Genomic DNA, 24,959 nt, shown 5'->3' on the forward strand with positions numbered 1-24,959 from the left:
GCTCACCGCCACGCGAAGGAGTCGCTGACGATGCGCCAGGGATCGACGTTGTCTGCCTTGACCGGGCCGGACAGGGTCAGGTCGACCTCGTGCCCCGCGCGATAGAAGGCATACCGTTCGAACGCGTCCCGCACGACCTTGCCGGTCACCGGGTCCTTGGTCGAGTCGCCTCTGTAGGTCAGCAGGACCACGCGGCCGGAGTGCCGCGTCACCTCCGACACCTTGGGAGCGGCGAACTTCGGCACCTGGGAGCGCAGTTGCGGTATCACCTTGCTGGTGACCGAGCCGGTCGTCGGCGCGGTGGCGGCGGAAACCGCCGTGATCTTCACACTGTTGAGTTTGTCCGTGAACACGGTGGTGCCGCCCTGGCCAGTGCGGGCCCAGCCCTCGGGCACCTTGACCGTGAAGCCGGTGTAGGAACCTCCGGTCGGCCGGTAGGCGACGAACGCCTGGTTGTCAGGGATGTCGCCGGGAGGGTTGGACTCGGTGGGCGCCGCGTTGTTCTGCCCGCCGCTACCGCCTCCGCCTCCGGAGGCGGAACCGGCCGTCCGAGCGGCCGGGGACGTCGTCGAACCGGAGCCCGAACCGGAGCCCGAGCCCGTCCCGGAACAGCCCGCCATCACCGCTGCCACCAAGGCCAGTCCGACGACCGCGTACGTCCGTGTGCGTGCTGCCATGACCACTGCCCTCCAGGCGAGTCCTCGGACCGGACGATTCACAGCACCGACGCTAGGGAGAGGCCGGTTAACGCCCTGCTCACCGTGGGTTAGAGGACGGCAAAAGCGTGTGGCGCAGCACATCCGCCCAGGTGAACGGCCCGCATGATGGGGGCATGAGACAGCGTGTGGTGCGAGTCGCCCTGACCGCCGCTCTGGTCGCCGTCGTCCTGCTCGCCGTCCCGCTCGCCCTGGCCGTCAGGTCGTCCCTGTACGCCGACCAGCGCGACACCCTTGAGCGGTCCGCCCTGGCCGGGGCTGTACGCGTGAGCCCGGACTACGCGACCGGCGACCCGGTGGAACTACCCAGGCCCCCGGCGGGCGGGGACCTCGGTCTGTACGACCCGCAGTCGCGGCTGCGGGCGGGCAGCGGGCCCCGTTCTGGCGATGCTCCGGTCCGGCGCGCCCTGGGCGGAGAGGCCGTACGGGGCCACTCGGGCGGTGATCTGGTGGTCACCGTGCCCGTCTCCCACGCGGAGAAGGTGATCGGCGTCGTGCGGGCCTCGTCCCCCACGGCCGCCGTGCGCGACCGCGTCCTCGTCGCCTGGGCGGTGCTGCTGGGGGTGGCGGCTTTGGCGCTGGCCGTCGCGGTCGTAGTGGCCCGTCGTCAGGCGCGGGCCCTGGCGGCGCCGTTAGAGGATCTGTCCCGCCACTGCCGGGCCGTGACCGAGGGCGACCTGAACGCCCGTGCCGCCCCCAGCAGCATCGGCGAGATCGACCAGGTAGCCCGCACCCACAACGAGATGCTGCAGAGCCTCTCCGAACTCCTGCGCCACGAACGCGACTTCACCGCCAACGCCTCCCACCAGCTGCGCACCCCGCTCACCGGGCTGCAACTCGCCCTGGAGGCGGGTCTCGCCCAGGAGGACGACGCGCGGCTGCGACCCGTCCTGACCGAAGCACTGGCCACCACCCACCGACTGCACCACACGGTGGACGAGGTGCTGCGGCTGTCGGGTGCCGCCAAGGTGTCCCCCTCCGCCGCCGGGAAGATCGCGGTGGGGCAGCTGCTGCGGGACGCCGAGGAGCGGTGGCACGGACTGTTCGCCCGGGACGGCAGACGCCTGGAGTGCGCCGCACGGGACACACCAGCCGATGTGCTGGTCCCCGGCGCGCCCGTGTCGGAGGTGCTCGGCATCCTGTTGGACAACGCCCGCGTGCACGGGCGCGGCACTGTCCGGGTCACCGTGCGGGACCTGGAGGACGCCCTTGCCTTCGACGTGAGCGACGAAGGTGTCGTGGCGGGCGAGCCGGCCCGGCTGTTCGACCGGGGGCACACCGGGGGCGGACCGGGAGCGGGTATCGGCCTGGCTCTCGCCCGGGACCTGGCCGTCTCGCTCGGCGGCAGGATCTCCCTGGCCAATGCCCGCCCCGCCACCTTCACCTTGCTCATTCCCGTCGACCGGGACGAGGCACAGGAGTAGTCCGGGTGAGAGGGCCGTCCTGCGCCGCCCTTCCGATGGCGAACGGACCGGCCTGCGCGACGGGTCTGTTCCGTCCCTCGGTCTTGAGGAAAAGCAGACCTGCTTGATGAAGACACGACCGCTTCTTCCGTGTGCGTTCACACATGCGCCGTTTCCGGTACGCAAGGCGCGACTCTGATGGGCCCGGCGCTCAGCCATCGCCCCAAAGACCCGGGAGATGCACAAATGTCCATAAGTCATGTCAGACTCGCAGCCGTCTTCGCTGCTGCCGGAGTCCTGACCGGCGTGACCGCCGTCCAGCCCCCGGCGTTCGCCGCCTCCCACCACCAGGCCCCCGCCAAGCACGTCCTGCTGATCTCGGTCGACGGGCTGCACCAGTCGGACCTGGCCTGGTACGTCTCCCGGCACCCGAACTCGGCACTGGCGCGGCTGGTCGGCGGCGGTGTGGAGTACACCCACGCCAGGACCACCACGCCGTCCGACTCCTTCCCCGGCATGGTCGCCCAGGCGACCGGTGGCGGCCCCGGCACCACCGGCGTCTACTACGACGACACCTACAATGCGGCGCTCCTGCCCGCCGGGACCACCAGCTGCAAGGCCGTCAAGCCCGGTGTCGAGGTGGACCTCACGGAGGACCTGGACAAGAACCAGGCCTCCATCGACGCCGGTCAGGGCCTCACCGGCCTGCCGGACAGCATCCTGTCGATGACGGGCCACCCGGCGAGCCTGATCAACGCCTCCAAGCTGCCGGTCGACCCCAAGACCTGCAAGCCGGTCTTCCCGCACTCCTACCTCAAGGTGAACACCGTCTTCGAGGTGGCCCGCAGCGCGGGTCTGCGTACAGCCTGGTCGGACAAGCACGCGGCCTACGAGATCCTCAACGGGCCCTCGGGTACCGGCATCCAGGACCTGTTCACGCCCGAGATCAACAGTGACGCCCTCGGCTACCCGGCCGGCGACGACTGGACCAAGGACAACCAGGCCACCGAGCAGTACGACGGCTACAAGGTGAAGGTCGTCCTCAACGAGATCGACGGCTACGACCACAGCCGTAGCCACAAGGTCGGCACCCCGGCGGTCTTCGGCCTCAACTTCCAGTCGGTCTCCACCGCGCAGAAGCTGCCCGCCTCCGACGGCCTCAAGGGCGGCTACACCGCCAAGAACGTGCCCGGACCGCTGCTGGCGAAGAACCTGGACTTCGTCAACGCGCAAATCGGTGCCCTGACTTCTGAGATCGCCAAGCGGCACCTGGCCGACAACACCACGATCATCCTGTCCGCCAAGCACGGCCAGTCACCCACCGACCCCACCGCGCTCACCCGGATCGACGACGGCCCGCTGCTGGACGGCCTCAACGCCGCCTGGAAGAAGCTCCACCCCGCCGCCGGCGACCTCGTCGCCCACTCCGTGGACGACGACGCGATGCTGCTGTGGCTGACCGACCGCTCACCGGCAGCGACCGAGTTCGCCAAGTCGTACCTGCTGGCGCAGAACGGCACGGGCACCGACATCAATGCCGCACCCAAGGCCTTCACGCGTGGCGGGCTCAGCAAGGTCTACGCAGGGAAGGCCGCGGCCCGCTACTTCCACGTCGAAGCCGGCGATGCCCGGGTCCCGGACATCTTCGGCCTCGCGCAGTACGGCGTTGTCTACACCGGTGGCACCAAGAAGATCGCCGAGCACGGTGGCGCCCACGCTGACGACCTCGATGTTCCGCTGGTGGTGTCGGGCGCCTCGGTTCCGGACGGCGTGCGCGACTCCGCGAGCGTGCAGACCAAGCAGATCGCACCGACGATCCTGAGCCTTCTCGGCCTGAACCCCCGCTCTCTTCAGGCCGTGCGCGAAGAGCACACCACGGTCCTGCCGGTCCGCTGAGCGGTCAGGTGAGCCCCGGCCCGACACGGGCGGGCCGCCCTGGTGGAGGTCACCTGGGCGGCCCGTGCCAGGTGAGGGTTCAGCCGTTCGGGCCTGCTGGTGTCGTGGTGGTCTTGAAGCCCTCGGTCTTGTTGGCCTGGAGGGCGAAGTCGTTGGTGAACGTCTTGCCGAGGTCCACCGAGCCCTTCACATTGCCGACCAGTTTCTCCGTCGCCAGGGAGGTCTTGGGACCGCCGGCCGGCATGAGGCCGTCGGGGAGGAACTGACCCTTGTCCTCGGTCAGGGCCGCGATGTAGTCGGCCTTGGTCACCAGCTGGTTCGACACGTACGACGCGGGCAGCTTGTTCGCGATGTCGGTCGCGCTGTGGGTGTTGATCCAGTGCATGGTGGCCACGAGCGCGTCGACGACCTTCTGCACCGTGTCCTTGTGCGCGTTCACCCAGTCGGTGCGGGCGAGCACACTGGCCGCGGGAAAGGCTCCGCCCAGCGCCGCCGTGGCACCCTGCGTGGTGGCCAGGTCGATGGCGGAGGTACCGACGCCCTTCTTCTGGATCGCGGCGACCGTCGGCTGCGTCGTCATCACGCAGTCGACCTTGCCGTTCTGCAGCGCGGCGATGGCGGTGGAGCCCGCACCGACTCCTATGCGGTGGAACTCGCTGGTCTTGACGCCCTTCTTGGCGGCCAGGAACTGGGTGAGGGTGTCGGTGCCCGACCCCAGGTCGGTGACACCGAGGGTCTTGCCCTTGAAGTCGGCGCCCGAGGTGACGCCCGACTTCTTGGTGCACATCTCGCGCTCGCCCGGCGCGCCGGACAGCTGGACGACGTCCTCGACCGCCTTCCCCTTGGCCTGGAACTCGATGGTGTGGTTGTACCAGGCACCCGCCATGTCGACCTGTCCCGAGGCCATGGCCTCCTCCGCGCCGACACCGCCGTCCTGCTCGGTGCTGAGCTCGACGTTGACGCCGTACTTCTTGTAGAAGCCCAGCTGCTGGGCGAGCTGGTACGGGAGGTAGATCTGCTTGTCGAGGCCGCCGGCCATGAGCTTGACGGTCGGCGTGGAGCCCGAACCGCCGGTCGAGGCGGAGGAGTTGCCGGAACAGGCGCTGACGGCGCCAAGGGCGAGAACGGTGAGGACGGACGCGGCGACGGCGGCGGGTCGTCTGGACATGGCTGATCACATTCCTTTGCTGCGGGTGTTGAGGGAAGGAGGGGGGAAGGGGCGAGGTGTCAGAGGGTGTTGGCGGCCTCGGACGGGGCCGGCGGCCGCCAGGAGAGCAGCCGGTGTTCGAGCTTGCCGATCAGCCACTCGGCGCCGAGCACGATGACCGAGATGACGAGCATCGTGGCGAACACGCCGTTGGGGTCGAAGTTGTTCTGCGCCGTCTTGATGACCAGGCCGAGGCCGCTCTGCGCGCCGAGCACCTCGCCGACCAGCGCGCCGACGATGGCGAAGCCGAAGGCGCTGTGCAGGCTGGCGATGATCCACGTGAGGGCGGAGGGCACGGTGACGTGCCGGATCGTCTGCCACTGCGAGGCGCCGAGGACCTTGGCGTTGGCGAGGATGTTGCGGTCGACCTCGCGGACGCCCTGGAAGGCGTTGAAGAAGACGATGAAGAACACCAGCACCGCGGCGAGCAGGATCTTCGGCAGCACGCCGATACCGAACGCGACGATGAAGATCGAGCCGAGGACGATACGCGGGATCGCGTTGACCATCTTGATGTAGGGGCCGAGCACGTCGGCTAGGAAGCGGCTCTGGCCGAGCGCGACGCCGACGACCACTCCCGTGACGGCTCCGAGGGCGAAGCCGGCGAGCGCCTCCTGGATGGTGGTCCAGATGTTGGCGTAGAAGGACCCGAACTCGGTGCCCTGCCGGAAGAGGTCGACCAGCCGTTGGGCGATGCCGGAGGGCTGCCCGAAGAAGAACTTGTCGACGATCCCCCAGGCGGTGAACGCCTGCCAGCCACCGAGGACGAAGGCCGCGAGACCGACGCGCCCGGCCCACACCAGCGCGGTGCGCCGCCGGACGGCGCTTCTGGCGGCGGCCGCGGCCGAGACGGGTGCGCCGTCCTTGACCGGGGCTGTGGAGACGGTGGACGTCGTGCTCATGCCGTACCTCCTGCGGTGCGTGCGTAGGCGCGCTCCACCTCCTCGCGCAGCGAGTCCCAGATCTGGTGCTGGAGTTCGATGAAGCGGGGCTGGAAGCGGATCTCCTGGACCGCGCCGCGCGGCCGCGGCAGGTCGATGTCGAAGACCGCCTTGACCGAGCCGGGGCTGGACGTCATGACGACGACCCGGTCGGCGAGCGCCACCGCCTCGTCGAGGTCGTGGGTGATGAAGATGACCGACGGGCGGATCTGCTCCCACAGACCGAGCAGTTCGGTCGACATGATCGCCTTGGTCTGCACGTCCAGGGCGCCGAACGGCTCGTCCATGATCAGGATCCGGGGTTCGTTGATCAGCGCCGCGGCCATCGCCACCCGCTTGCGCATACCGCCGGAGAGCTGGTGCGGGTAACGGTCCTCGAACCCCGTCAGACCCACCCGGCGCAGCCAGTCACGGGCCGAAGCCTGGGCCCGCTGCTTGGGCACCCTGCGGAAGACCGGGCCCATCAGCACATTGCCGAGGACGGTCTTCCAGGGCAGCAGCGCGTCGCTCTGGAACATGAAGCTGACGCCGTCGGTGACGCCGTTCACCTCACGGCCGCCGACCCTGACCGAGCCCTCGCTGGGCCGGTCGAGCCCGGACACCATGCTCAGCGTCGTCGACTTGCCGCAGCCGGTCGGGCCCACCACCGCGCAGAACTGGCCAGGTTCCACGGTGAACGAGACGTCCTGCAGCGCGGTGAACACCTCACCCGCGGGAGTCAGAAACCGTTTGGTGAGTCCTGAAATCTCGACTCGCGCGCTGTCCCGGCCGGTCGTCTCGGCGCAGGGGCTCGTCGCCACATCGTTTCGTGAAGCCATCTGAGGCTGTCTCCTTCCTGACCTCGGAGGTCGAGGAAGGCAGACGCTAGAGGCCGGCGGGTGTTACGTCGCTGTTTCAGCCGTATCTCGCGTTAGCCGTGTTAGCCATGCTTTTGCTCGTTCTGCTCAGCGGGCCGGGGGTGGGCAGAAGGCCGGTGACGGGGGCACAATCACGCCACCACGGGTACGGCGCAGGGGCCGCGCCCGGGCCCCGCACGACAGGCAGAGACACCCGTGACACGCATCCGCATCCCGATCGGCCGCGGTGGGAAGGGGCGGCTCTCCGCGCGGATTCTGGCCAACCAGCTGGCCATCCTGGCGCTGACCGGGGTGATCGGTTTCGTGCTGTTCGCCTTCGCACAGCGGGGCGAGATCGACCGTGCCTACGAGAAGCGGGCCCTGGCCATCGCCGAGACCACGGCCGCGGAACCGCAGATCCGCCACGCCATGCAGTACGGGGGCGGCGGCGACGTGGTGCAGGCGGTGGCCGAGCGGATCCGGAAGGCGTCGGGCGCGTCGTACGTGGTCGTGCTCGACCTGCGCGGTATCCGCCACTCGCACCCAGATGCGGCGCTGGTCGGTGAACCGACGGGGGACCGGATCGTGGTGCTGGACGGCAGGACACACGTCGGCACCGACCAGGGGGCGACGGGACGTTCCGCCAACGGCAAGGCTCCGCTGTACGGGCCCACCGGCAAGCTGGTCGGCGAGGTGTCCGCGGGGATCCCCGAGCACTATGTGCTGGGTGAGCTGTGGCGCGAGCTGCCCACCTTCGGCCTGTACAGCGCCATCGCCGTCGCGCTCGGCTCGACCGCGGCGTTCCTGCTGGCCAGACGGCTCAAGCGGACGACGTTCGGGCTGGAGCTGGAGGAGATCGCCGGGCTGCTGCAGGACCGGGAGGCGATGCTGCACGGAATCCGCGAGGGAGTCGTCGCCTTCGACCCGGACGGCCGGATCACACTGGTCAACGACGAGGCCCGCCACCTGCTCAGCCTCGGCACCGCGCTCGGCAGCACGCTGGCGGAAGTCCTGCCCGACGGGCGGCTGCGCCGCGCCCTGGACGGCACCCTGGCGGGCGGAGACATCAGCGTGCTCACCGACGACCACTGCCTGGTCGTCAACCGGATGCCGGTCGCCCTGCACGGACGGGAGCTGGGCGCCGTGGTCACCGTGCGCGACCGCACCGAGATGATCGGTCTGTTGCGCGAGCTGGACTCGGTGCGCGGGCTGACGGACGCGCTGCGCGCACAGCAGCACGAGTTCACCAACCGTATGCACACGGTGGCCGGGCTGCTGGACATCGGCGACCATGACGCCGCCTACGAGTTCGCCGTCGACACGGCTGGTGCCGAGCAGGCGCTGACCGAATCCGTACGGGAACGGATCGGCAACCCGCTGCTCGTGGGTCTGATCGTCGCCAAGATCACGGTGGCCGCGGAACGCGGGGTGCGGATCGTTCTCAGCGAGGACTCCGCCCTCGGCGAGAACCCGCCGCATCTGCCTCGGCTGCTGACCATCATCGGCAACCTGCTGGACAACGCGATCGACGCCTCCGCGACCGTACCGGCGCCGCCGGGCGGTGCCGAGGTCTGTCTGTCGCTGATCGAGGCCGTCGACGCGGTGCGGGTGGAGGTGGCCGACACCGGCCCCGGCATCCCGCCGGACACCGCCGAGTCCATCTTCGAGGACGGCTGGTCGACCCGCCCGGACCGCGGCACCGCCCGGCGCGGCCTCGGCCTCGCGCTCGTCCACCGGCTGGTGCAGCGGCACGGCGGCACGATCGCCGTCAGTGAAGGGCCCGGCGCCGTCTTCACCGTGATGCTGCCGGTGCCGGATACCGCGCCCTGCCCCCGGGGCGCCCTGTTCACGACGGCTTCACCGGTACTGGACGGTGTGGCAGGAGGTGATCGCTGGTGATCCGGACCCTGGTGGTGGAGGACGACTTCCGAGTGAGCCGCATCCACTGCGACTACGTGTCCCGCGTCCGGGGCTTCGAGGTGGTCGGCCAGGCGGCGACCGTGGCCGAGGCACTGGCCGCGGTGCGCGACCTCCACCCCGACCTGCTGCTGCTCGACATCTTCCTGCCGGACGGCAGCGGACTGGACGTGCTGCGCCGGCTCAGCGGCGACGAGGGCGGCGACCGCCCCGACGCCATCATGATCACCGCCGACCGGGACATCACCTCGGTACGGATCGCGATGAAGCTCGGCGCCGTCGGATACCTCGTCAAGCCCTTCGGCGCGCCCGACCTCGCCGAGCGGCTCACCGCCTACCGGGAGCTCCAGCACCGTATGGACGCCCTGGGTACGGTCCCGGAGACCGACCAGGCCGACGTGGACGCCCTGTTCAGCGCCGCCCGGCCGCCGACCGTGCCCCGCGTCCCCGCGAAGGGCCACTCCGCGCCGACGCTCGCCCTGCTGCACCAGACCCTGCGCGGCGCGCACGAGGCTCTGTCGGCCGCGGAGGCCGCCGAACGCACCGGCGTCTCCCGCGCCACGGCTCAGCGGTATCTCTCCTACCTGGTCAAGGAGGGCATGGTCCGCCTCGAACTCCGCTACGGGGCCACCGGCCGCCCCGAGCACCTGTACCGCATCACGCACTGAGCGCGGTTCACGGTGACGTAGGGCAGGGCGGGTGCCGACGGCCCGCTGTCCGCACGACCCGGCTCGCGGCTGTCTTCTGCAGCAGCCCGTAGGCGAGCACCGGCAGGAGCAGGTGCGGTTTGTCGGGCAGCGTGGTGGTGATCAGGACCGCGCTCGCGCTGCTGTTGTTCATGCCGCAGGCGAGCGTCAGCGAGGACGAGGCGGGGCCGTCCAGATGGAGGAGCCGCGCGGCACTCCGGCCCAACGCGAAGGACAACAGGCAGACGAGCGCAGCCACGGCCAGTGCGGCGGCGAACAGGAGGGGGCGTGGGTGGGTGAGGAAGGAGCCCAGGGCGCCACTGGCGTTGACGTAGGTCAGGACGAGCGATCCGGTCAGCGCCACGGGCACGATCACCCGCAGGGCCCGGCTGAGCCACGCCGTCGGCAGCGCGAGTCGGAACAGGGTGCCGACGGCACAGGGGATGACCACGGTGACGAGAGCGAAGCCGCCCTGGGCCGTATGGCCGGTCGTTGCCAGTGTGTCCGCGTAGCCGCCGTCGAGGAGCGGCACCAGGGTGGTGATGATCAGCGGGATGGTGAGCGGGCTGAGGAGGGTGGAGGCGAGGACGAGTCCCACCATAGTGGGTTGGTCGCCGTCACCCCTGCTGGTCCAGACGGTGGCTCCGGCGGCCACGGGCATCGCCACGATCAGGATCATCGCGGTGATCAGTCCGCTGCCGCCGTCGCTGTCCGGGGTGTGGTGCAGTCCGAACGCGACGACGGGGATGACCAGGAGCGGGATCGCGAGGTGGAGGACCATCCCGGCCACCAGGGTGGTCGGCTTGCGGAGCAGGCGGCCCAGTTCGCGGACGGGTACCTGGAGTCCGGCGGAGAAGAGCACCAGGGACAGCAGCAGCGGGGCGGTGCTCAGGGGCAGGTCGGTCATGGTGCCGATCGGCACGGTGTGGTCCCGGCGCAGCCACAGGCCGGGGTCGGGCAGGAGGAGGGCAGCGACGTAGGACAGCACGACGGCCCGGCCGAGCCGGCGGCGCAGCCAGGCCGTCACCGGGTCGGCAGGCGGTGGGGAGGCGATCGGACGGTTCAAGGCGGCCTTCTTCCGTGGCGGCGGAGGGGACGGAGCGGAACGCCGCTATGCAGGAGCCGTGATCACGGGTCGTCATGTCACTCATAGTGCTCGGGTGAGGCGGAGGGGGCATCCGATGACGCACGGCGGTCAGGATGCGTTCAGGTCTCCCGTGGCGCGCTGGCCCCCGTCCGGCTGATGAAGGTGCCGGTCGTGCCGAACGTGCTGCTGTGATCACGTCATCCAGCGGGCAGGTCGACCAGGAAACGTGCTCCGGGTGTGTGCCCGGGGTCGTGGGAGACCTCGCCGCCGACGGCGCGGGCCAGGCGCCGCGCGAGCGGCAGTCCCAGGCCCGCCCCGTCGTGCCCGTCGCCGGAGTCCGCGCGCCGACCGGGCTGGAAGAGATCGTCGAGGAACTCTTCCGGCACGCCAGGACCGTCGTCGGTGACGTCGATGCGGACGCCACCGGCCTGCCGCCGCGCGGACACGGTCACCGTGGAGCCGGCATAGCGAACGGCATTGGCCAGCAGCGGGCTGACGATGCGTTCGAGAAGGGCGGAAGCGACGCCTGCCTCAATCTGCTGGTCCGGCACGTCGACGACGGTCTTCAGCTGCTTCCGTGCGTCGAGGTCCTCGACCAGCCGACGCAGCACGGGAGCGACAGCGGTGGCGCCGACGGCCGTCGTGGTGTTCTGCGCGCCTTCGCGTGCGTCGTTCAACAGCGTGTCGCAGATGGTGCGCATGGACTGGGCGGCCTCCGCGATCACCTCGTGGGTGGCGTCGGTCTCGGCGGCCGAGCGCGGGCGGGCCCGCCACCAGTCGAGCTCGACGACGATCCGGGTGAGCGGGGTGCGCAGTTCGTGGGACAGCTCCCCGGTCAGCTGCTGCTCGTGACGCAGTACGGTGCGGATGCGGTCCAGTAGTGCGTCCAACGAGGTGCCCAGGCGGGCCAGTTCGGCCGGCTGGTCCGCGGCGCCGAAACGCTGGTCGGAGCCGACGGTGCTCCACAGGGTGGCTTGGTCGGTCATGGTGCGCACGGGGCGCAGCGCCCGTCCGACGGCCAGGCGGGTCAGCGCGTAGGTGCACGCGAGCATGACGGCGTCCAGGATCAGCGAGCCAGACAGCAGGGTGCCGGCGGAGTTCCGGTAGGGGGCGAGATCCGCAGCCGTGACGACGGTGGCGGTGTTGCGCGGGCCGGACACGGGTTGGGAGCAAAGGCGGACCAAACGGGGGTTGCCGGTCCGCACCGTCGCGCAGACCGGGCTGCCCCGCGCGGCGAGCCGGTCGGCGGCCCGGGTCAGCGTGCTGCCGGCCGTGGCGGACGGGGGTTTCTCCAGTAGCCGTGTCCCGCTGTAGATCCACACGTTCGTGTCGAGCAGGCTGTCGTTTACGGTCTCCAGGACCCGCACCCGGGGCTTGCTGGTGTCGACGGTGGTGGCGACGGCGGCGGCGCGGTTGCGTAGTTCGTCGTCCGCCTGGTGCTTGAGGTGCCGGTCCATGACGGTGTTGAACACGACGGTCAGCACGGTCATCAGAAGTGCGGCGGTGGTCAGCGCCACGAGCGAGAGCCGACCGCGCAGCGTACGGGGCGTCAGACGGCGCGCGAGCCGGTTCATGACAGCCGGTGCCCGATCCCGCGTGTCGTGGTGAGGCCGAGGCCGCTGCCCGCTTCGCGCAGCTTGCGGCGCAGTCGGCTCAGATACTGGTCGAGGGTGTTGTCGCTGACCTGGGCGCCGTCCGGCCAGGCGGCCCTGACCAGGTCGCGGCGGGACACGAGGGTTCCGCCCGCGGCCATGAGCGTGGCCAGCAGTCGGAACTCCGTGGGAGACAGGTCGATGTGGACGTCGCCGACGTGCGCGCTGTGCCGGGTCGCGTCCAGGACCAGGTCTCCGGCGGTGGCCACGGCCGCGGGTGCGGCCCGTTTGAGTGCGGCCCTCAACCGGGCGACGAGTTCGGCGAGATGGAACGGCTTGGGCAGGTAGTCGTCGGCTCCGGCGGAGAACCCGGACAGCCGGTCGGTGAGGTGATGGCGGGCCGTCAGGAAGATGATCGGGGCGGCGAACCCGCCCGCGCGCAGCGCCTGGCAGACGTCCCGGCCGTCCGCGTCGGGCAGCCCGACGTCCAGGACGACGGCCGCGATGTCGTACGTGGCCAGCCGCAGGGCGGTGGCGCCGTCGGCGGCGGGCACGGGGTCGAAGTCCTCGTCGAGCAGGCCGCGACGCAGCACGTCACGCAGGGCGTGATCGTCCTCGACGACCAGGATCTTGTGGCGCATGGCCCTCCGTTGGATTGTCCGGCGCACGGGGCGTGCCGGAGACGAACGATGCGGGCGGCCACCGGGTTATCGCGTACAGGCAGACTCCGAGCCATCCGGTGGCGAACAGCCAGCCGCCGATGACGTCGGTGAACCAGTGCACGCCGAGATAGACCCGGGACAGGCCCACCAGCACGCCCCAGCACCCGATCACGACCCGGAGCGAGGTGGCACCGCGCGGGGCGCGCAGCGAGACCGCGACGATCAGCAGCCCGGCAGTGAGGCCCGCTGTCGTGGTGTGCCCGCTCGGGAACGCCCAACCGCCCGCCGACGCCGCCCAGTCGGCATGCGCCGGGCGCGGCCGCTGGACGAGCGTCATCACGCCGTAGCGCAGCGCCTGCCCGGCCCCCAGGCAGGCAAGGCTCAGCGCGGCGGCCCACATCCGTTGCCGAACGGTTCGCCCCACGATCGCGCCGACCAACGCCGCGAGAACGTAGGAAACGGCGCCGCTGCCGGTGTCGGTCACCCCTCGGGCCAGCACCTCGGCCACGTCGGGGCGGTGGCCGAGCGACCAGGTCAGGAAGCCGTCGTCCGGCCACAGCGGAGCGCCGTCGTGGCCGATCACCACCATAGCGAGGACGCCGAAGGCCACCCAGGCGCCGAGACCGACCGGCCCGGCCAGGTCGGCGGCGTCGCGCCGATTCATGAGGCGCTCAGCAGCCGCCGCAGGCGACCGGAGCCGATCCACCGGGCCATCGATCCCGACCACCGTCGCAGCACGAGCATCGCCATCAGTGCGACGAGGCCACCGACCAGCACGCCTGCCATGACGTCGTGCGGATAGTGCGCGCCGACCCACACCCGCGAGACCGCCATCGCCAGGGCCGCCACGGCCGCGACCGCCCCCAGCCGACGCGAGACGAAGAGCAGGGCCACGGCAGCGGCGGCCGCGATCGCCGCGTGGTTGCTGGGGAAGGACCAGTCGCCGGGCGCCGGACACGTCTCCAGGGTCTTCACTCGAAGGCTCTGGCACGGCCGGTCCTCGCGCACCGCCAGCTTCGTCAGGGCGTCCACGCCGTACGCGACGACCACCACAACCGGCACGGCCAGCGCCCTCACCGCAGCCGCATCCCCACCCCGTCGAGCGAACCACCAGCCCACGACCGCGAGCACGGCGAACACCGCGAGCCCGTACGTCGACCAGAACGACACCGCTCCGTCCAGCCAGCCCGGCGCATGCCGGGCCAGGCGCACCACGTCCAGATATTCGGTGCCGTCGACAGACGACCCGTCGAAAGCCATGATCACCTGCGTCCCCCCTCGGGCCGACCGTCCCGCCGAGCCCTGTACACCTCGGCAGCCAGGGGAAGCAGCGACACCAAAATGATCAACGCCACCAGCGGGAGCAGGTAACGGTCGACGTTCGGGATCGACGAGCCCAGCGCGTACCCCGCGAGGGTGAGTCCGAGGCTCCATACGAGGCCGCCGACGATCTGCCACAACGTGAACGTGCGCACCGGAACCCCCAGCGCGCCGGCCATCGGATTGAGTACGGTCCGCACCACCGGCACGAAACGGGCCAGCGCGATCGCCTTCGCGTGTCCGTATCGCTCCAGCAGTTCCTCGGCGCGTTTCGCACCCTCACGCAGACGCTGCGAGCGGCTACGGGCCAGCAGTGCTCCACCCGCCTTCCGGCCGAGCACATAGCCGCACTGCGCCCCGGCCAGGGCGCCTGCCGCCGCCGCGACCAGGAGCGGTCCCAGCGACAGGTGCACAGTCGACTCCGCCGAGCCCGTGCACAGCAGACCGGCCGTGAAGAGCAGCGAGTCGCCCGGCAGGAAGAAGCCGACCAGCAGCCCTGTCTCGGCGAACATCACCACCCCGACGCCCAGCACGCCGAACGCCGCCAGCAGCGAATGAGCGTCCAGCACGTTCACGGCCAGCTGTGATGCCGGATGGATCGGTGGGGTCATGGCAAGGCGGCCTTTCCGGCAGGTGATTCGGTGTCTGCGATTCGCCCAACCGCGTGGACGTGGCCGGGAGGGAACCGCACTCGCCGAGCCTACATCTACAAGATGTAGTAGATGTTCTGTGGGTGGCCGGATGCAAACGGTCACTCAAACGGAACACGAGGCGGAGGAGACGGGCGCCATGGCTGACCCCTGTCGCACTGGAACCGGCACCTGGACTCTGCGGCGTGCGGCCACGAACCCGACTGCGCCACCCCCGGCCACGGCCCGGCTGTTCCGTGTCCCGGGCGCCGGGCCCCAGCAGTGGCACCGGGGGATGACCCTCGTGGCCACGATCAGCCTGTTCATCGGGACACGGTCCGCCTGGACCACCGCGATGGCCTCACGCCCGGCCGTCGCCGGCGTCATCTCCGTCTGCTACGCCGCGATCCTCGTCTGCGCCGCTCTCAGCCTCCTTGTACGGAGCCGTCGCGCGCTGATCAGGGTCGACGCTGTCGTACTGATGACTGCCGTCGCGCTGGTGGTCTGCGGCTACCTGCTTGATCACGCGGGCACCGACGAGGGAGTGCTGACCGCCCAGGCGGCGAACGAGATCCTGCACGGCCGTCCCGTCTACGGCCAGCCGTGGCCCTGGCTGTTCGGCACACCCCGCGTCGGGATCACCAAGACCATGTCCGGGGGTGCCGACTACACCTACGGCTACCCGCCGCTGACCGCGCTGCTCGCGGCCCCGGTGCACGCCGTCGTCCACTCCACGGCGGCCGCCACCCTGGTCACCACGGCCGCCCTGCTCGTCTCCTCGGTCCTGCTGTGGTTCCTGCTGCCGGCACCCTGGAGGCCGGCGGCCACCGCGGTCTGCCTCGGCTTCGGCCTCCTGCCCCACTACGCCTACGCCGGCTACCCGGCGATCACGGCTCTCGCCCTGCTCGTCCCCGTGGTGGTCCGCTGGCCCGCCACCGGTGAGGGTGGCCGCCTGGGCTCAGGGGGAGTGCTGCGGGCGGCGTGTCTGGGTGCCGCCTGCGCGGCCCAGCAGCTCGCCTGGTTCCTGGTCCCGTTCCTGCTGATCGGCCTGTACGCCGTAAGGCGCGGGGAACTCGGTCCGCGGCGGGCTCTGGCGGTGGCCGCCCGCTACACGGCTACCGCCGCTCTCACCTTCGCGGCGGTCAACGCCTACTTCGCCGTCGAGGACTTCTCCTCCTGGCTGCAGGGCGTACTCCTGCCGCTCGAACAGAAGGCGATCCTGCACGGCCAGGGCCTGATGGGCATCTCCTACTACTTCACCGACGGCAGCGGCCGCCTCGACTACTACTCCTACGGCAGCCAGCTGCTCCTGCTCGGCCTGCTCGCCGCCACCCTGCTCTTCGTCCGGCGTCTCGGCCCCGCGCTCACCGTCCTGCCATGGATCGCGTTCTACCTCGCCACCCGTTCCCAGGACGGCTACTTCCTGATGATGACCCCGCTGTGGCTCGCGGCCGCCGCCACCGTCCCGGCCGCTGCGTTCGCCACCGCCTGGCAGCCGCGACTTCCCCACGTCACCGGCCGTGCGAAGGTCGTCCTGGCGGGCGGGTTGCTCGCCCCCGCCCTGGTGTGCGTCGCGATCGCCGCGGCGAGCCCGCCACCCCTACGTATGAGCCTCTCGCCGCACTTCGCCACGCACCACGCGCGCCTGGGAGTCACCGCCATCGACGTGCGGGCCGTCAACACCACCAGTACGGCGCTCACTCCGCACTTCGCGAGCCGCACCGGCCAGGGCGCCTCCAACTGGTGGACCATCTCCTCCGGCCCCGCAGTGCTTGGCCCGCACCACTCGGCCGAGTACGACGTGAAACCCGCGGGAGGGTTCCGCGCCCTGCCCGGCGGCCATGGTCCCGGGACCTACCTCATCGCCGTCACCGGCACCCCGATGACGATCACCACGGCCCACATCCCGGCTGCTCCTTCCGCGATCCAGTAGTGAGGTACCGCCGCGGAAGCTGCTGGCGAGGCGTGCTGCTGAGCCGGTACCTCGACTGTTCGGCGTTCGTGCTGGTCAGCCGTGGTCGCGCAGGGGGCCGACGTCGTAACCCCGTTCCTGGCAGGTGTCGAGGATCCGGGGGAGCGCGCCCAGCGCCGAGCGCCAGGCGCCGGGGGCTGAGGTGCAGTCGGAGTCGTGGAGCAGGATCGTGCCGCCGCCGTCCAGGTCGGTGGTGACGGTGCGGTGGACGGAGTTCGGGGTGGCGCGTGCCGTCCAGTCCTCTCCCCAACAGGTCCACAGCACCGGTGTCAGGTCGAGGCGGCGGGCCGCGAGGTGGGCCGCGGTGGACATGACGCCGTACGGGGGCCGGAAGAGCGTGGGCTGCCGGCCGATGATCGCGGCGACGGTGTCGCGGGCCCGGCGCAGGTCGTCATAGGTGGCGCGCGGGCCACGCAGCAGCAGGGGGCGGTGCAGCCAGCCGTGGACGGCGACCTCGTGACCGGCCGCCGCGATCTCGCGGACCAGGCCGGGGGAGCGGTGTGCCTCGCTGCCGAGCAGGAAGAACGTGGCGTGCACTCCGCGCCCGGCGAGCAGCCGTAGAAAGTGCGGGGTGGAGCGGGGGTCGGGGCCGTCGTCGAAGGTCAGGGCGATGTGGTTCATGCGGCCGCGGCCCGAGAGGCGGGGCATGAGGCGGTTGCGCAGCGGTCCGAAGGTGGAGACGACGGGTGCGGCGTGGGCGGTGGCGAGGACGGGTACGGCGGCGAGGGCGGCCGTGCGCAGCGTCGGGGCGATGTTCACGAGTGGTCGTCTTCCGGCGGGGAGGTGTGCTCCGGTGGGAAGCCGTCCGGGTCGAGGCGGTGGCTGATGGCGTGGGCGAGGTCGGGACCGTCGTAGGCCGTCGCCACCCCGGTGGCGACGGCACCGGCCCACACGACGGACGCGAGGACGGCCGTGGCGGCGAGCCGGCGCGTCGTCCGGTGCCGGTGTGCAACCGGACGAAAACCCCGGTCGGGGACGCCGGACCGGTGCACGCGCGCAATCTCCGCCGTCGGGCAGCCGTCGGGGGACTGAGCGAACAGGGCGAATCCCGTTGCCCGTTGCCGACGTCCGAGCGGGCCGTCGATCAGCTCGCACAGCACCGCCTTGAGGTCGGCCGGGTCGCGTATCCAGACGGCTGCGCCGGCTTCGTCCAGGGCGGCGGCGTTGGTCAGCCCGTGCCCGGGTATGCAGCGGTAACTGGCCACGGGCAGGCCGCAGGCGAATGCCTCCAGCGAGGTGAGCCCGCCGGCGTTCTGGACGAGGACGTCGGCGGCGTGCATCAGGGAGGGCATGTCGTCGACCCAGCCGAAGGCATGGTCGATGCCGTCGGCGCGCAGCTGCTCGGCCAGGGCCTCGTTGCGGCCGCAGACGACGACCGGGATGGCGGCGCCGCAGTCACGCAGCTCCCGGGCCACCGTGCGGACCGGGCCCACCCCCCAGGACCCGGCGACCAGCAGAGCCAGCGGGGCGTGGGACGGCAGCCCGAACCTCTCCCGGGCGCGGCCACGCCCCCGTACGTCGCAGGGCCGGAAACGGGGGTCCGTGACCGGCCCGCGCACTCGTACGTCCCGGGCCCCGGCCGTGCGCGCCTGGGCAGCGGGCACGGCGTGAGCGGCGAGGTGGACGTCCACACCCGGTGCGACCCACAGCGGATGTACCGAGAAGTCGGTCAGATAGGTGAGGACGGGCGCGGCCAGTCGACCGTCCAGGCGCAGGTTGCCCAGGACCCGGCTGGCCCCGGGGTAGGTGGAGATGACGGCGTCGGTGCCCGGCGGCAGGGCGCGCAGTACCCGGTCCTGTGCTGTGCGCAGCAGCGCCCGCGCGACCGGGCCGCCACCCCCGGCGCGCTCGGTGCTGGAGTAGATCCGCTGGTAGGCCCAGGGGGCTCGCACCAGCATCCGGTGATAGCCCTCCTGGACGGTGCGGCCCAGGTGGGCGGGGAGCAGGTCCAGCAGGTCGAGGCGGTCCACGGTGTAGCCCTGCGCGGCGAGACGGCGGGCGAGCTCGGCGGCGGCACCGTCGTGACCGGCTCCCACGCTCGCGGACACGATCGCGACCCGTCCCGCGCCGGGCGTCGCGGCGGACTGCGGAGGTGGGGTGCCCGTGAGTGTGTGTCTGGGTGGCGTGCTCGCGCGGTGGGGCATGGGTTTCCTCCGCAGGGGACGGGAGCGGCGGAACTCTACGAGTTGTAGTAGTTCGCGGTTCGAAGCCCGGAGCATATCTCCTACAACTAGTAGGAGGTGGCCGGGTAGTCTGTGCGGACGGTCGGCGAACGGAGGCATCCGGTGGAGGAGCGAGAGGACGGCGGCGCCCGCGGGGCGTCCGGCAGGCGGGGCCGCGGCGAACTGGAGAGCGATGTCCTCGCCGCGCTCTGGGCCGCCGACGGCCCCCTGACCGCCGGCCAGGTCCGGGAGGCGCTGCCGGGCGACCTGGCCTACACGACCGTCCTGACCATCCTGTCCCGGCTGCACGACAAGGAGATGCTCGTCCGGCACCGCGAGGGCCGCGGCTACGCCTACGAACCGGTGCGGGACGAGGCGTCGCACACCGCCCAGCGCATGCGGTCGCTGCTTGAGGGCGGTTCCGACCGCGAGGCGGTCCTGGCCCGCTTCGTCTCGGAACTGTCCGAGCAGGACGAGCACGTGTTGCATCAGCTCCTGTCCGGGCACGATGCGCACGCTGAGGACGATCACTCCGGCGGGAGGGCGTAAAGCCGTGCTGTTCAGCGTCTACATTCCCTTCGCCGTCACGGCAGTGCTCGCGGTTCTGGCGCCCCGGCTGGCCCCCCTGCTGCCCCCGCGTCCCGCCGCCTGGGCGCTGGCCTGCGCCGCGCTCGTCACCTCTGTCGGCTGGGCGGGGGCACTGGCCCTGCTGGCGTTCACCGGTGTGGCGCAGATCCCGGAGGTCGCGGAGCAGGGCCGCTGGTCGGTGGCCGCGCTGCGCGCCGAGGACCCGGTGTACCTGGTCGTCGCGGTCGCCGGCGCGCTGCTGCTGACCGCGGGCACCGTCTCACTGGGCATCGCCGCCGTACGGCAGACCCGTCACGCGGTCCAGGCGCGTCGGGAGTGTGCCCGGCTGCCACAGACGGAGCTGGTGGTACTGGACGACGACGCCCCGATCGCCTTCGCATTGCCCGGAAAGACAGGACGGGTCGTCGTCTCCCGCGGGATGCTGCGCTGCCTCGGCGACCGGGAACGCGCGGCCCTGCTTGCCCACGAGCGAGCCCATCTGCGAGGGCGCCATCACCTCTTCCAGGGCTTGTGGCGGCTCGCGGCGGCCCTTACCCCGCTGCTGCGACCGTTGGCCGTCGCGGGCGAGTTCGTCCTGGAACGCTGGGCCGACGAGGAGGCCGCGGCCCGAGTCGGCGACCGCACGGTCGTCGCCCACGCCGTCGGCCGCGCCGCCCTGGCATCCGCCGGTGCGCCCCGCCCCGCTGCTCTGGCCGCGACCGGCGGGGTGGTGCCGCAGCGGGTGCGCGCCCTGTTGGCCCCGCCACCCGCACGCCGGAGGCTGCCGCTGGTGCTGGGCGGCTTGCTCCTGGCCGTGTGCTGCGCGAGCCTCGCAAATGCCGCGTCCGACAGCGACCAGATGGTGGACAGCGCGCAGTGCGCGGCGTACACGGCTGCCCCGAGCGCACAGTCGGCCGAAGACCACCGGCACGAACCCGACATCTGCCGTCGGTGACGCGGGCACCGGGTTCCGGAGCACCGCTCGTAGCGACGCGGCGCCGGGGCCTGTCGGCTGCACGGTCCACGTCATGAGCGGACCATGACCGAGATGGTCTTTGGTGCGGCGTGCGCCGGGCGCGGGAGCAGTCGCGCTGGTGGGCGGGATGAAGTCGATGACGGCTCAAACGATCAGGCGGGGTCTGGGTGGCCTCGAACTGCCTCTTGTCTCGCTGGCGACAGCTGAACATCAGGGCCATGTCGAGGTTGCCGACGATGCCGAGCTCGCGGTCGTAGCTGTAGCCCCGGCGCAGGATGCGAGAGCTGTCGGTGTCGGCGAGGCGGGTGCGGGCGGCGAGTGGGGGCGCCGGTCCCGGAGCTTCATGGCCATGGGGATGATCCGGGTGACCTGGTAGCTGTCACCTCTGGCCCGCTCGGAAGCAGCGCGGTGGCGCCGACCCGGATCAGGCAGTCGGCTGGGTGTCCGCGCGCCGGAAGGGGAATCCGCTGCCCGCCGGTTCGGAGCTTGTGTCGCGGGCTGCGAGGACGGACGGCGCGGCGGCCTATAACGTCTGTCCGGGACGCGTGTTGGACGCGGGTTGGACACAAGGATCGGAAAAGACTGACAAGGGCAGAGGGAGAATGGGGGCGTCAACCCTCGTCTGACCTGGGAAAACAGCCAAGACGAGCATGGATCGACAAGGGTCGCCAAGATCCTCAAAGGACTCATAATCCGTCGGCCGTGGGTTCGAGTCCCACCCGCCCCACCTTGCAGGCTTCTGACCTGCCGAAACGTTCATTCTTGGGTGTCGGATCGTCAACTCTGCCTGAACGGACTGAATCCGCTGCTCATGCGGTTGGAGTCCGGCGGTGGCCTACGAAGAGGTCGATGCCGCCCCGATGGGTCACTCGACCCTCTCGGCCGGCCTCGCGTCACAGTCGCTCTCCTGGAGAACTCCTGGCTGTCAGGAACCGCTGCCACCGCAGCACGTGCCGTGGTTTTGCCGGTTCACTCACCGGCCGAGGACGTCCTCGGCGGTGGGCACGGGGCCGCTCGCGCTTCCCCCCGGACGTTGAGGCCCCGCTCAGCCCCGTTCTCCCTGACATACGGGGGTGAGCGGGGGTACCGCCACATCCGCCGGCTCGGCTCACCGGGCTTCTTCCGACGGTTGGGGCCGGCTTACTCGGAATCTTCCCGCGGAACAGCGCCGCCGTTGATCGCGTCGGCGATGGCGTAGGCGGTGCGGACGAAGGACTCTGCCTGCTGCGCCGACAGGTTCGCCGCGGAGGTCTCCTCCAGGGCCCGCCACATGGCTGCCAGGGGCTCGCGCATGGCACGGCCCTTGTCGGTGAGGTGGACGACCATGACGCGCCGGTCATGTGCGGCCGGCTCGCGCACGAGCAGGCCGGCGTCCTGCATGCGGCGCAGGGACTTGGAGACGGTGGAGTGGTCCAGGCCGACGCTTTCGAGCAGTTCGGACTGGGTCTGGCCGTCCCGGTCGAGGAGTTGCATCAGCAGCAGTTCCTGTCCGGGATGCAGGTCCATCTCGCGGAGCATGGCGGCGGCGCGGGCGCGGTGAGCGCGGGCGAGCTGGAAGATCGCGTAGCTCATCGGCCCCTCGCCGGCCGTAGAGGGGGTGCGGTGGGTGGAGGCGGGCATGGTGCGGTTCCTCAGACGGTGTGGGTGGGGTAGTCGGTGTAGCCGGCCACTCCGCCGCCGTAGAAGGTCGCCGGGTCGGGGGTGTTCAGCGGCGCGTCAGAGCGTAGCCGCTCGACCAGGTCCGGGTTGGCGAGCGCGAGGGCGCCGACGGAGACGAGGTCGGCCGTGCCGTGGTCGATGTCCTTGGCGCGGGTGGGCAGGTCGGTGCCGGCCCGGTTGAGGATCAGCGTGGTCGGCCACAGCGCGCGCAGGGTGCCCAGCAGCTCCTCGTCGCCCGCGTGGAGGATGTGGAGGTAGGCGAGGTTGAGCGGGCTGAGGGCGCGCAGGAGCGCCGGATACAGCTCGGCGGTGTCGGACTCGGCGATGTCGTTGTAGGGGTTGCCGGGGGAGATGCGCAGGCCGGTGCGGTCGGCGCCGATCTCCTCGGCCACGGCGGTGGCGACCTCGACGGCGAAGCGGATGCGGCCCTCGATGGAGCCGCCGTACTGGTCGGTGCGCTGGTTGGTGTTGTCGGACAGGAACTGGTGCACGAGGTAGCCGTTGGCGCCGTGGATCTCCACGCCGTCGGCGCCTGCCGCGACGGCGGCCGCCGCGGCGCGGCGGAAGTCGTCGACGGTCGCCACGACCTCCTGCGTCGACAGCGCACGGGGCGTCGGCATCTCCTGGGGCCCGGACGCGGTGAACATCGCGCCCTGCGGCCGGACCGCCGAAGGGGCGACCGGCTGACGGCCGTGCGGGGTGTTGTCGGGGTGGGAGATGCGTCCGGTGTGCATCAGCTGGATGACGATTCGGCCGTCGGCCGCGTGCACGGCGTCGGTGACCTTGCGCCACCCGGCGATCTGATCGTCATTGTGGATGCCGGGGGTGAGGAGGTATCCCTGGCCGTCGGCGTTGGGCTGGGTCCCCTCGGTGATGATGAGCGCGTGCGAGGCCCGCTGGGCGTAGTACTCGGCGTTCAGCTCGGTCGGTACGCCTTCGGGGGTGGAGCGGTCACGGGTCATGGGGGCCATGACCAGGCGGTGCGGGAGTGAGATGTCGCCGACGGTGGTCGGTGTCCACAGGGCGTTCAGCATGAGTGGTCCTTCGGTGCGATGACGGCCAGGTGATGAGCAGAACAAGGCAGAACAAGAGGGAAAGGCGGGCGTGATCAGTCGAGGGTGAGGACGAGCTTGCCCCGGCCATGCCCGGCGTCGCTGACCTGCTGGGCTGTGGCGGCCTGGTCGAGGGGGTAGGCGGTGACGGTGGTGACGAGCTTGCCGGTCGCGGCGTCCTGTGCCAGCGCGGCCAGGCGGGCGGCCGAGCGTTCCTGGCCACCGGTGGAGAAGGTGATGCCGAGCTGGTGCGCGCGGAAGTCGGCGATGGTGACGATGCGCCCGGTGCCGCCGCGCAGGGCGATGGAGTCCTCCAGGGCTCCCTTCCCGGCCAGGTCGAACACCGCGTCCACGCCGGCGGGGGCGAGCGCCCGGACCCGATCGACCAGGCCCTCGCCGTAGAGGGTCGCGGTGGCGCCGAGCGAGGTGAGGTAGTCCTGGTTGGCGGGGCCGGCGGTGGCGATGACGCGCGCTCCGCGGGCAGTGGCGAGCTGGACCGCCAGGGTGCCGACCGCTCCTGCCGCGCCGTGCATCAGTACGGTCTCCCCGGCGGTGACGCCCAGCAGGTCCAGGACCCGCTCGGCCGTCTCGCCCGCCACCGGCAGCGCGACCGCGTGCTGCCAGTCGAGGCCGGCGGGCTTGGGGGCCACGCTGGTGGCCAGCGCGTACTGGGCGTACGAGCCGGTGTCCGACCAGCCCAGCACCTCGTCGCCCACCTGTACGTCCTGCACGCCCTCGCCCAGGGCGTCCACCACACCGGCGAGCTCGGCACCGGGTACGGCGGGGAGCGGCGTGGGGAACGCGGCCTGCATCGCTCCGGAGCGGATCTTGCCGTCCAGCGCGTTCAGTCCGGCCGCCTTGACGCGGACGCGAATCTGCCCGGGGCCGGGCTGCGGGACTTCGATGTCCGCCTCGTGCAGCACTTCCGTGCCGCCGAAACGGTCGAACAGGATGGCTTTCATGACGACTCCTCTCGTGTCACCACCCATTTAGGTGGCTGGACACATAATCAACGTAACAGCAAACATGTGGCTAGCCAAGTATTTGCTGTCACTCGGGCTGCGCAAGATCGGCCGCGGTCGCATCGGTCCCCTCGGTGGTCAAGGGCTACCTCGACTGGAGGCTGGACGGCCGGGCGGCGAAGGAACTCGCGCATGATCGACATGTCCGAAACCCAGGGAGCGTCCGGGTCGTCGGAAACCGTCCCGAGCGCCCGACGGCGTCACCCGCCAGGACGAACCAGTCCGCTCTCGTAGGCCAGGGTGACGGCCTGGATCCGGTCACGAAGGCGCAGTTTGGCGAGGATCCTGGCCAATCGGGTTCGTCGTACGGCGCGTCATGGACGCTCCGATGTCGAGCACGACCTTGACCGACAGCGCGGTGGCGGGAAGGTCCCAGCAGGGAGCCGGCGGGATGCTCACCGCGACCCGCAGTTACGACCCCGATGGCGATGGCGATGGCGATGGCGACGTCGACGCCGACCGCGATCGCGAGCCGGGCGAGGTTCGTGACGAACGGCAGCCTGCTGCGGCCCGCTCTCACCGCCGAGGACCTGGTTCTGTTTCAGCGGCCTCCTGAGCCAGGCCGCCACCTGGCGACCGGCGACAGTCGTCCGGGCCGGGGCGCGGCCTCCTGCGCGTCTCTCGCGAAAGGCCCCGAGATCTTGTTGCCGAAAGTGT

The 24,959-nt window shown here is 71.0% G+C and carries 22 protein-coding genes and 1 pseudogene; 7 read left to right on the forward strand and 16 right to left on the reverse strand.

The features are described from left to right. Positions 1-2: 2 nt before the first annotated feature. Complete coding sequence (locus tag ACFYZ8_RS03355; RefSeq protein WP_388538621.1) at positions 3-677, reverse strand: hypothetical protein; 675 nt, start codon at positions 675-677, stop codon at positions 3-5. 155 nt (positions 678-832) lie between these two features. Between ACFYZ8_RS03355 and ACFYZ8_RS03360 the strand changes: the two genes are divergently transcribed. Next, positions 833-2,140, forward strand: a complete 1,308-nt coding sequence (locus ACFYZ8_RS03360) for a HAMP domain-containing protein (protein WP_388538619.1) — start codon at positions 833-835, stop codon at positions 2,138-2,140. Between the two features lie 225 nt (positions 2,141-2,365). After that, positions 2,366-4,015: an alkaline phosphatase family protein gene (locus ACFYZ8_RS03365; protein ID WP_388538617.1), complete on the forward strand. Its 1,650-nt coding sequence runs from the start codon at positions 2,366-2,368 to the stop codon at positions 4,013-4,015. 79 nt (positions 4,016-4,094) lie between these two features. Here the strand turns inward: ACFYZ8_RS03365 and ACFYZ8_RS03370 are convergent, their stop codons facing one another. From ACFYZ8_RS03370 to ACFYZ8_RS03380, 3 genes are read right to left on the reverse strand one after another with little or no spacing between them, the layout of a single operon-like run. Further along, complete coding sequence (locus ACFYZ8_RS03370; protein ID WP_388538615.1) at positions 4,095-5,183, reverse strand: ABC transporter substrate-binding protein; 1,089 nt, start codon at positions 5,181-5,183, stop codon at positions 4,095-4,097. Between the two features lie 59 nt (positions 5,184-5,242). After that, positions 5,243-6,124, reverse strand: coding sequence for an ABC transporter permease (locus ACFYZ8_RS03375; protein WP_388538613.1), 882 nt, complete (start codon positions 6,122-6,124; stop codon positions 5,243-5,245). Continuing rightward, the gene (locus tag ACFYZ8_RS03380; protein WP_388538611.1) at positions 6,121-6,981 is read right to left on the reverse strand and encodes an ABC transporter ATP-binding protein; all 861 of its coding nucleotides are present in this window, start codon (positions 6,979-6,981) and stop codon (positions 6,121-6,123) included. Before ACFYZ8_RS03380 ends, ACFYZ8_RS03375 begins: the two co-directional genes overlap by 4 nt. Before the next feature lie 234 nt (positions 6,982-7,215). Here ACFYZ8_RS03380 and ACFYZ8_RS03385 point away from each other — a divergent pair, with 234 nt between their 5' ends. Next, positions 7,216-8,898 carry an ATP-binding protein gene (locus ACFYZ8_RS03385; protein ID WP_388538609.1) on the forward strand — a complete coding sequence of 561 codons (1,683 nt, stop codon included), beginning with the start codon at positions 7,216-7,218 and terminating at the stop codon, positions 8,896-8,898. Then, positions 8,895-9,584 carry a response regulator gene (locus tag ACFYZ8_RS03390; RefSeq protein WP_388538607.1) on the forward strand — a complete coding sequence of 230 codons (690 nt, stop codon included), beginning with the start codon at positions 8,895-8,897 and terminating at the stop codon, positions 9,582-9,584. Before ACFYZ8_RS03385 ends, ACFYZ8_RS03390 begins: the two co-directional genes overlap by 4 nt. Before the next feature lie 7 nt (positions 9,585-9,591). On the opposite strand, the gene ACFYZ8_RS03395 is transcribed toward ACFYZ8_RS03390, so the two are convergent. The 6 genes from ACFYZ8_RS03395 to ACFYZ8_RS03420 all read right to left on the reverse strand — a co-directional run bounded on the left by ACFYZ8_RS03395 (position 9,592) and on the right by ACFYZ8_RS03420 (position 14,874). Next, positions 9,592-10,668: a sodium-dependent transporter gene (locus ACFYZ8_RS03395; RefSeq protein ID WP_388538605.1), complete on the reverse strand. Its 1,077-nt coding sequence runs from the start codon at positions 10,666-10,668 to the stop codon at positions 9,592-9,594. A gap of 218 nt (positions 10,669-10,886) precedes the next feature. After that, a complete protein-coding gene (locus ACFYZ8_RS03400) occupies positions 10,887-12,263 on the reverse strand; it encodes a sensor histidine kinase (RefSeq protein ID WP_388538603.1) in 1,377 nt (458 codons plus the stop codon). Next, entirely contained in the window at positions 12,260-12,922 is a 663-nt protein-coding gene (locus ACFYZ8_RS03405) for a response regulator transcription factor (protein WP_388538601.1), read from the reverse strand. The genes ACFYZ8_RS03400 and ACFYZ8_RS03405 overlap by 4 nt, the downstream gene beginning before the upstream one ends. Then, a complete protein-coding gene (locus tag ACFYZ8_RS03410; protein WP_388538599.1) occupies positions 12,876-13,607 on the reverse strand; it encodes a phosphatase PAP2 family protein in 732 nt (243 codons plus the stop codon). Before ACFYZ8_RS03410 ends, ACFYZ8_RS03405 begins: the two co-directional genes overlap by 47 nt. Continuing rightward, positions 13,604-14,209 carry a phosphatase PAP2 family protein gene (locus tag ACFYZ8_RS03415; RefSeq protein WP_388538597.1) on the reverse strand — a complete coding sequence of 202 codons (606 nt, stop codon included), beginning with the start codon at positions 14,207-14,209 and terminating at the stop codon, positions 13,604-13,606. Before ACFYZ8_RS03415 ends, ACFYZ8_RS03410 begins: the two co-directional genes overlap by 4 nt. After that, positions 14,206-14,874, reverse strand: a complete 669-nt coding sequence (locus ACFYZ8_RS03420) for a DedA family protein (protein WP_388538596.1) — start codon at positions 14,872-14,874, stop codon at positions 14,206-14,208. Before ACFYZ8_RS03420 ends, ACFYZ8_RS03415 begins: the two co-directional genes overlap by 4 nt. A 313-nt stretch (positions 14,875-15,187) precedes the next feature. Between ACFYZ8_RS03420 and ACFYZ8_RS03425 the strand changes: the two genes are divergently transcribed. Then, positions 15,188-16,825, forward strand: a complete 1,638-nt coding sequence (locus tag ACFYZ8_RS03425) for a hypothetical protein (protein ID WP_388538716.1) — start codon at positions 15,188-15,190, stop codon at positions 16,823-16,825. A 75-nt stretch (positions 16,826-16,900) separates the two neighbouring features. Here ACFYZ8_RS03425 and ACFYZ8_RS03430 read toward each other — a convergent pair whose 3' ends face one another. Further along, entirely contained in the window at positions 16,901-17,623 is a 723-nt protein-coding gene (locus ACFYZ8_RS03430; RefSeq protein WP_388538594.1) for a polysaccharide deacetylase family protein, read from the reverse strand. Beyond that, positions 17,620-18,912 (reverse strand): glycosyltransferase, encoded by a 1,293-nt coding sequence (locus tag ACFYZ8_RS03435; RefSeq protein ID WP_388538592.1) that lies wholly within the window; start codon positions 18,910-18,912, stop codon positions 17,620-17,622. The genes ACFYZ8_RS03430 and ACFYZ8_RS03435 overlap by 4 nt, the downstream gene beginning before the upstream one ends. A 237-nt stretch (positions 18,913-19,149) precedes the next feature. Here ACFYZ8_RS03435 and ACFYZ8_RS03440 point away from each other — a divergent pair, with 237 nt between their 5' ends. Together ACFYZ8_RS03440 and ACFYZ8_RS03445 are read left to right on the forward strand one after the other, a co-directional pair. Further along, positions 19,150-19,575, forward strand: a complete 426-nt coding sequence (locus ACFYZ8_RS03440) for a BlaI/MecI/CopY family transcriptional regulator (protein WP_388538590.1) — start codon at positions 19,150-19,152, stop codon at positions 19,573-19,575. Between the two features lie 4 nt (positions 19,576-19,579). Then, on the forward strand, positions 19,580-20,548 hold the full coding sequence (locus ACFYZ8_RS03445) for a M56 family metallopeptidase (RefSeq protein ID WP_388538588.1): 969 nt from the start codon (positions 19,580-19,582) through the stop codon (positions 20,546-20,548). Positions 20,549-21,709: 1,161 nt separating this feature from the next. Here the strand turns inward: ACFYZ8_RS03445 and ACFYZ8_RS03450 are convergent. The 4 genes and pseudogenes from ACFYZ8_RS03450 to ACFYZ8_RS03465 form a co-directional block, all read right to left on the reverse strand. Beyond that, positions 21,710-22,189 (reverse strand): MarR family winged helix-turn-helix transcriptional regulator, encoded by a 480-nt coding sequence (locus ACFYZ8_RS03450; protein ID WP_359038300.1) that lies wholly within the window; start codon positions 22,187-22,189, stop codon positions 21,710-21,712. Positions 22,190-22,200: 11 nt separating this feature from the next. Continuing rightward, positions 22,201-23,262: an alkene reductase gene (locus ACFYZ8_RS03455; RefSeq protein ID WP_388538586.1), complete on the reverse strand. Its 1,062-nt coding sequence runs from the start codon at positions 23,260-23,262 to the stop codon at positions 22,201-22,203. A 74-nt stretch (positions 23,263-23,336) separates the two neighbouring features. Beyond that, a complete protein-coding gene (locus ACFYZ8_RS03460; RefSeq protein ID WP_388538584.1) occupies positions 23,337-24,242 on the reverse strand; it encodes an NADP-dependent oxidoreductase in 906 nt (301 codons plus the stop codon). Positions 24,243-24,502: 260 nt separating this feature from the next. Next, positions 24,503-24,604: pseudogene (locus ACFYZ8_RS03465) on the reverse strand (DNA-binding response regulator); the annotation flags it as partial. Between the last annotated feature and the right edge of the window lie 355 nt (positions 24,605-24,959).

The sequence above is a fragment of the Streptomyces sp. NPDC001668 genome, assembly GCF_042893155.1.
Classification (GTDB): Bacteria; Actinomycetota; Actinomycetes; order Streptomycetales; family Streptomycetaceae; genus Streptomyces.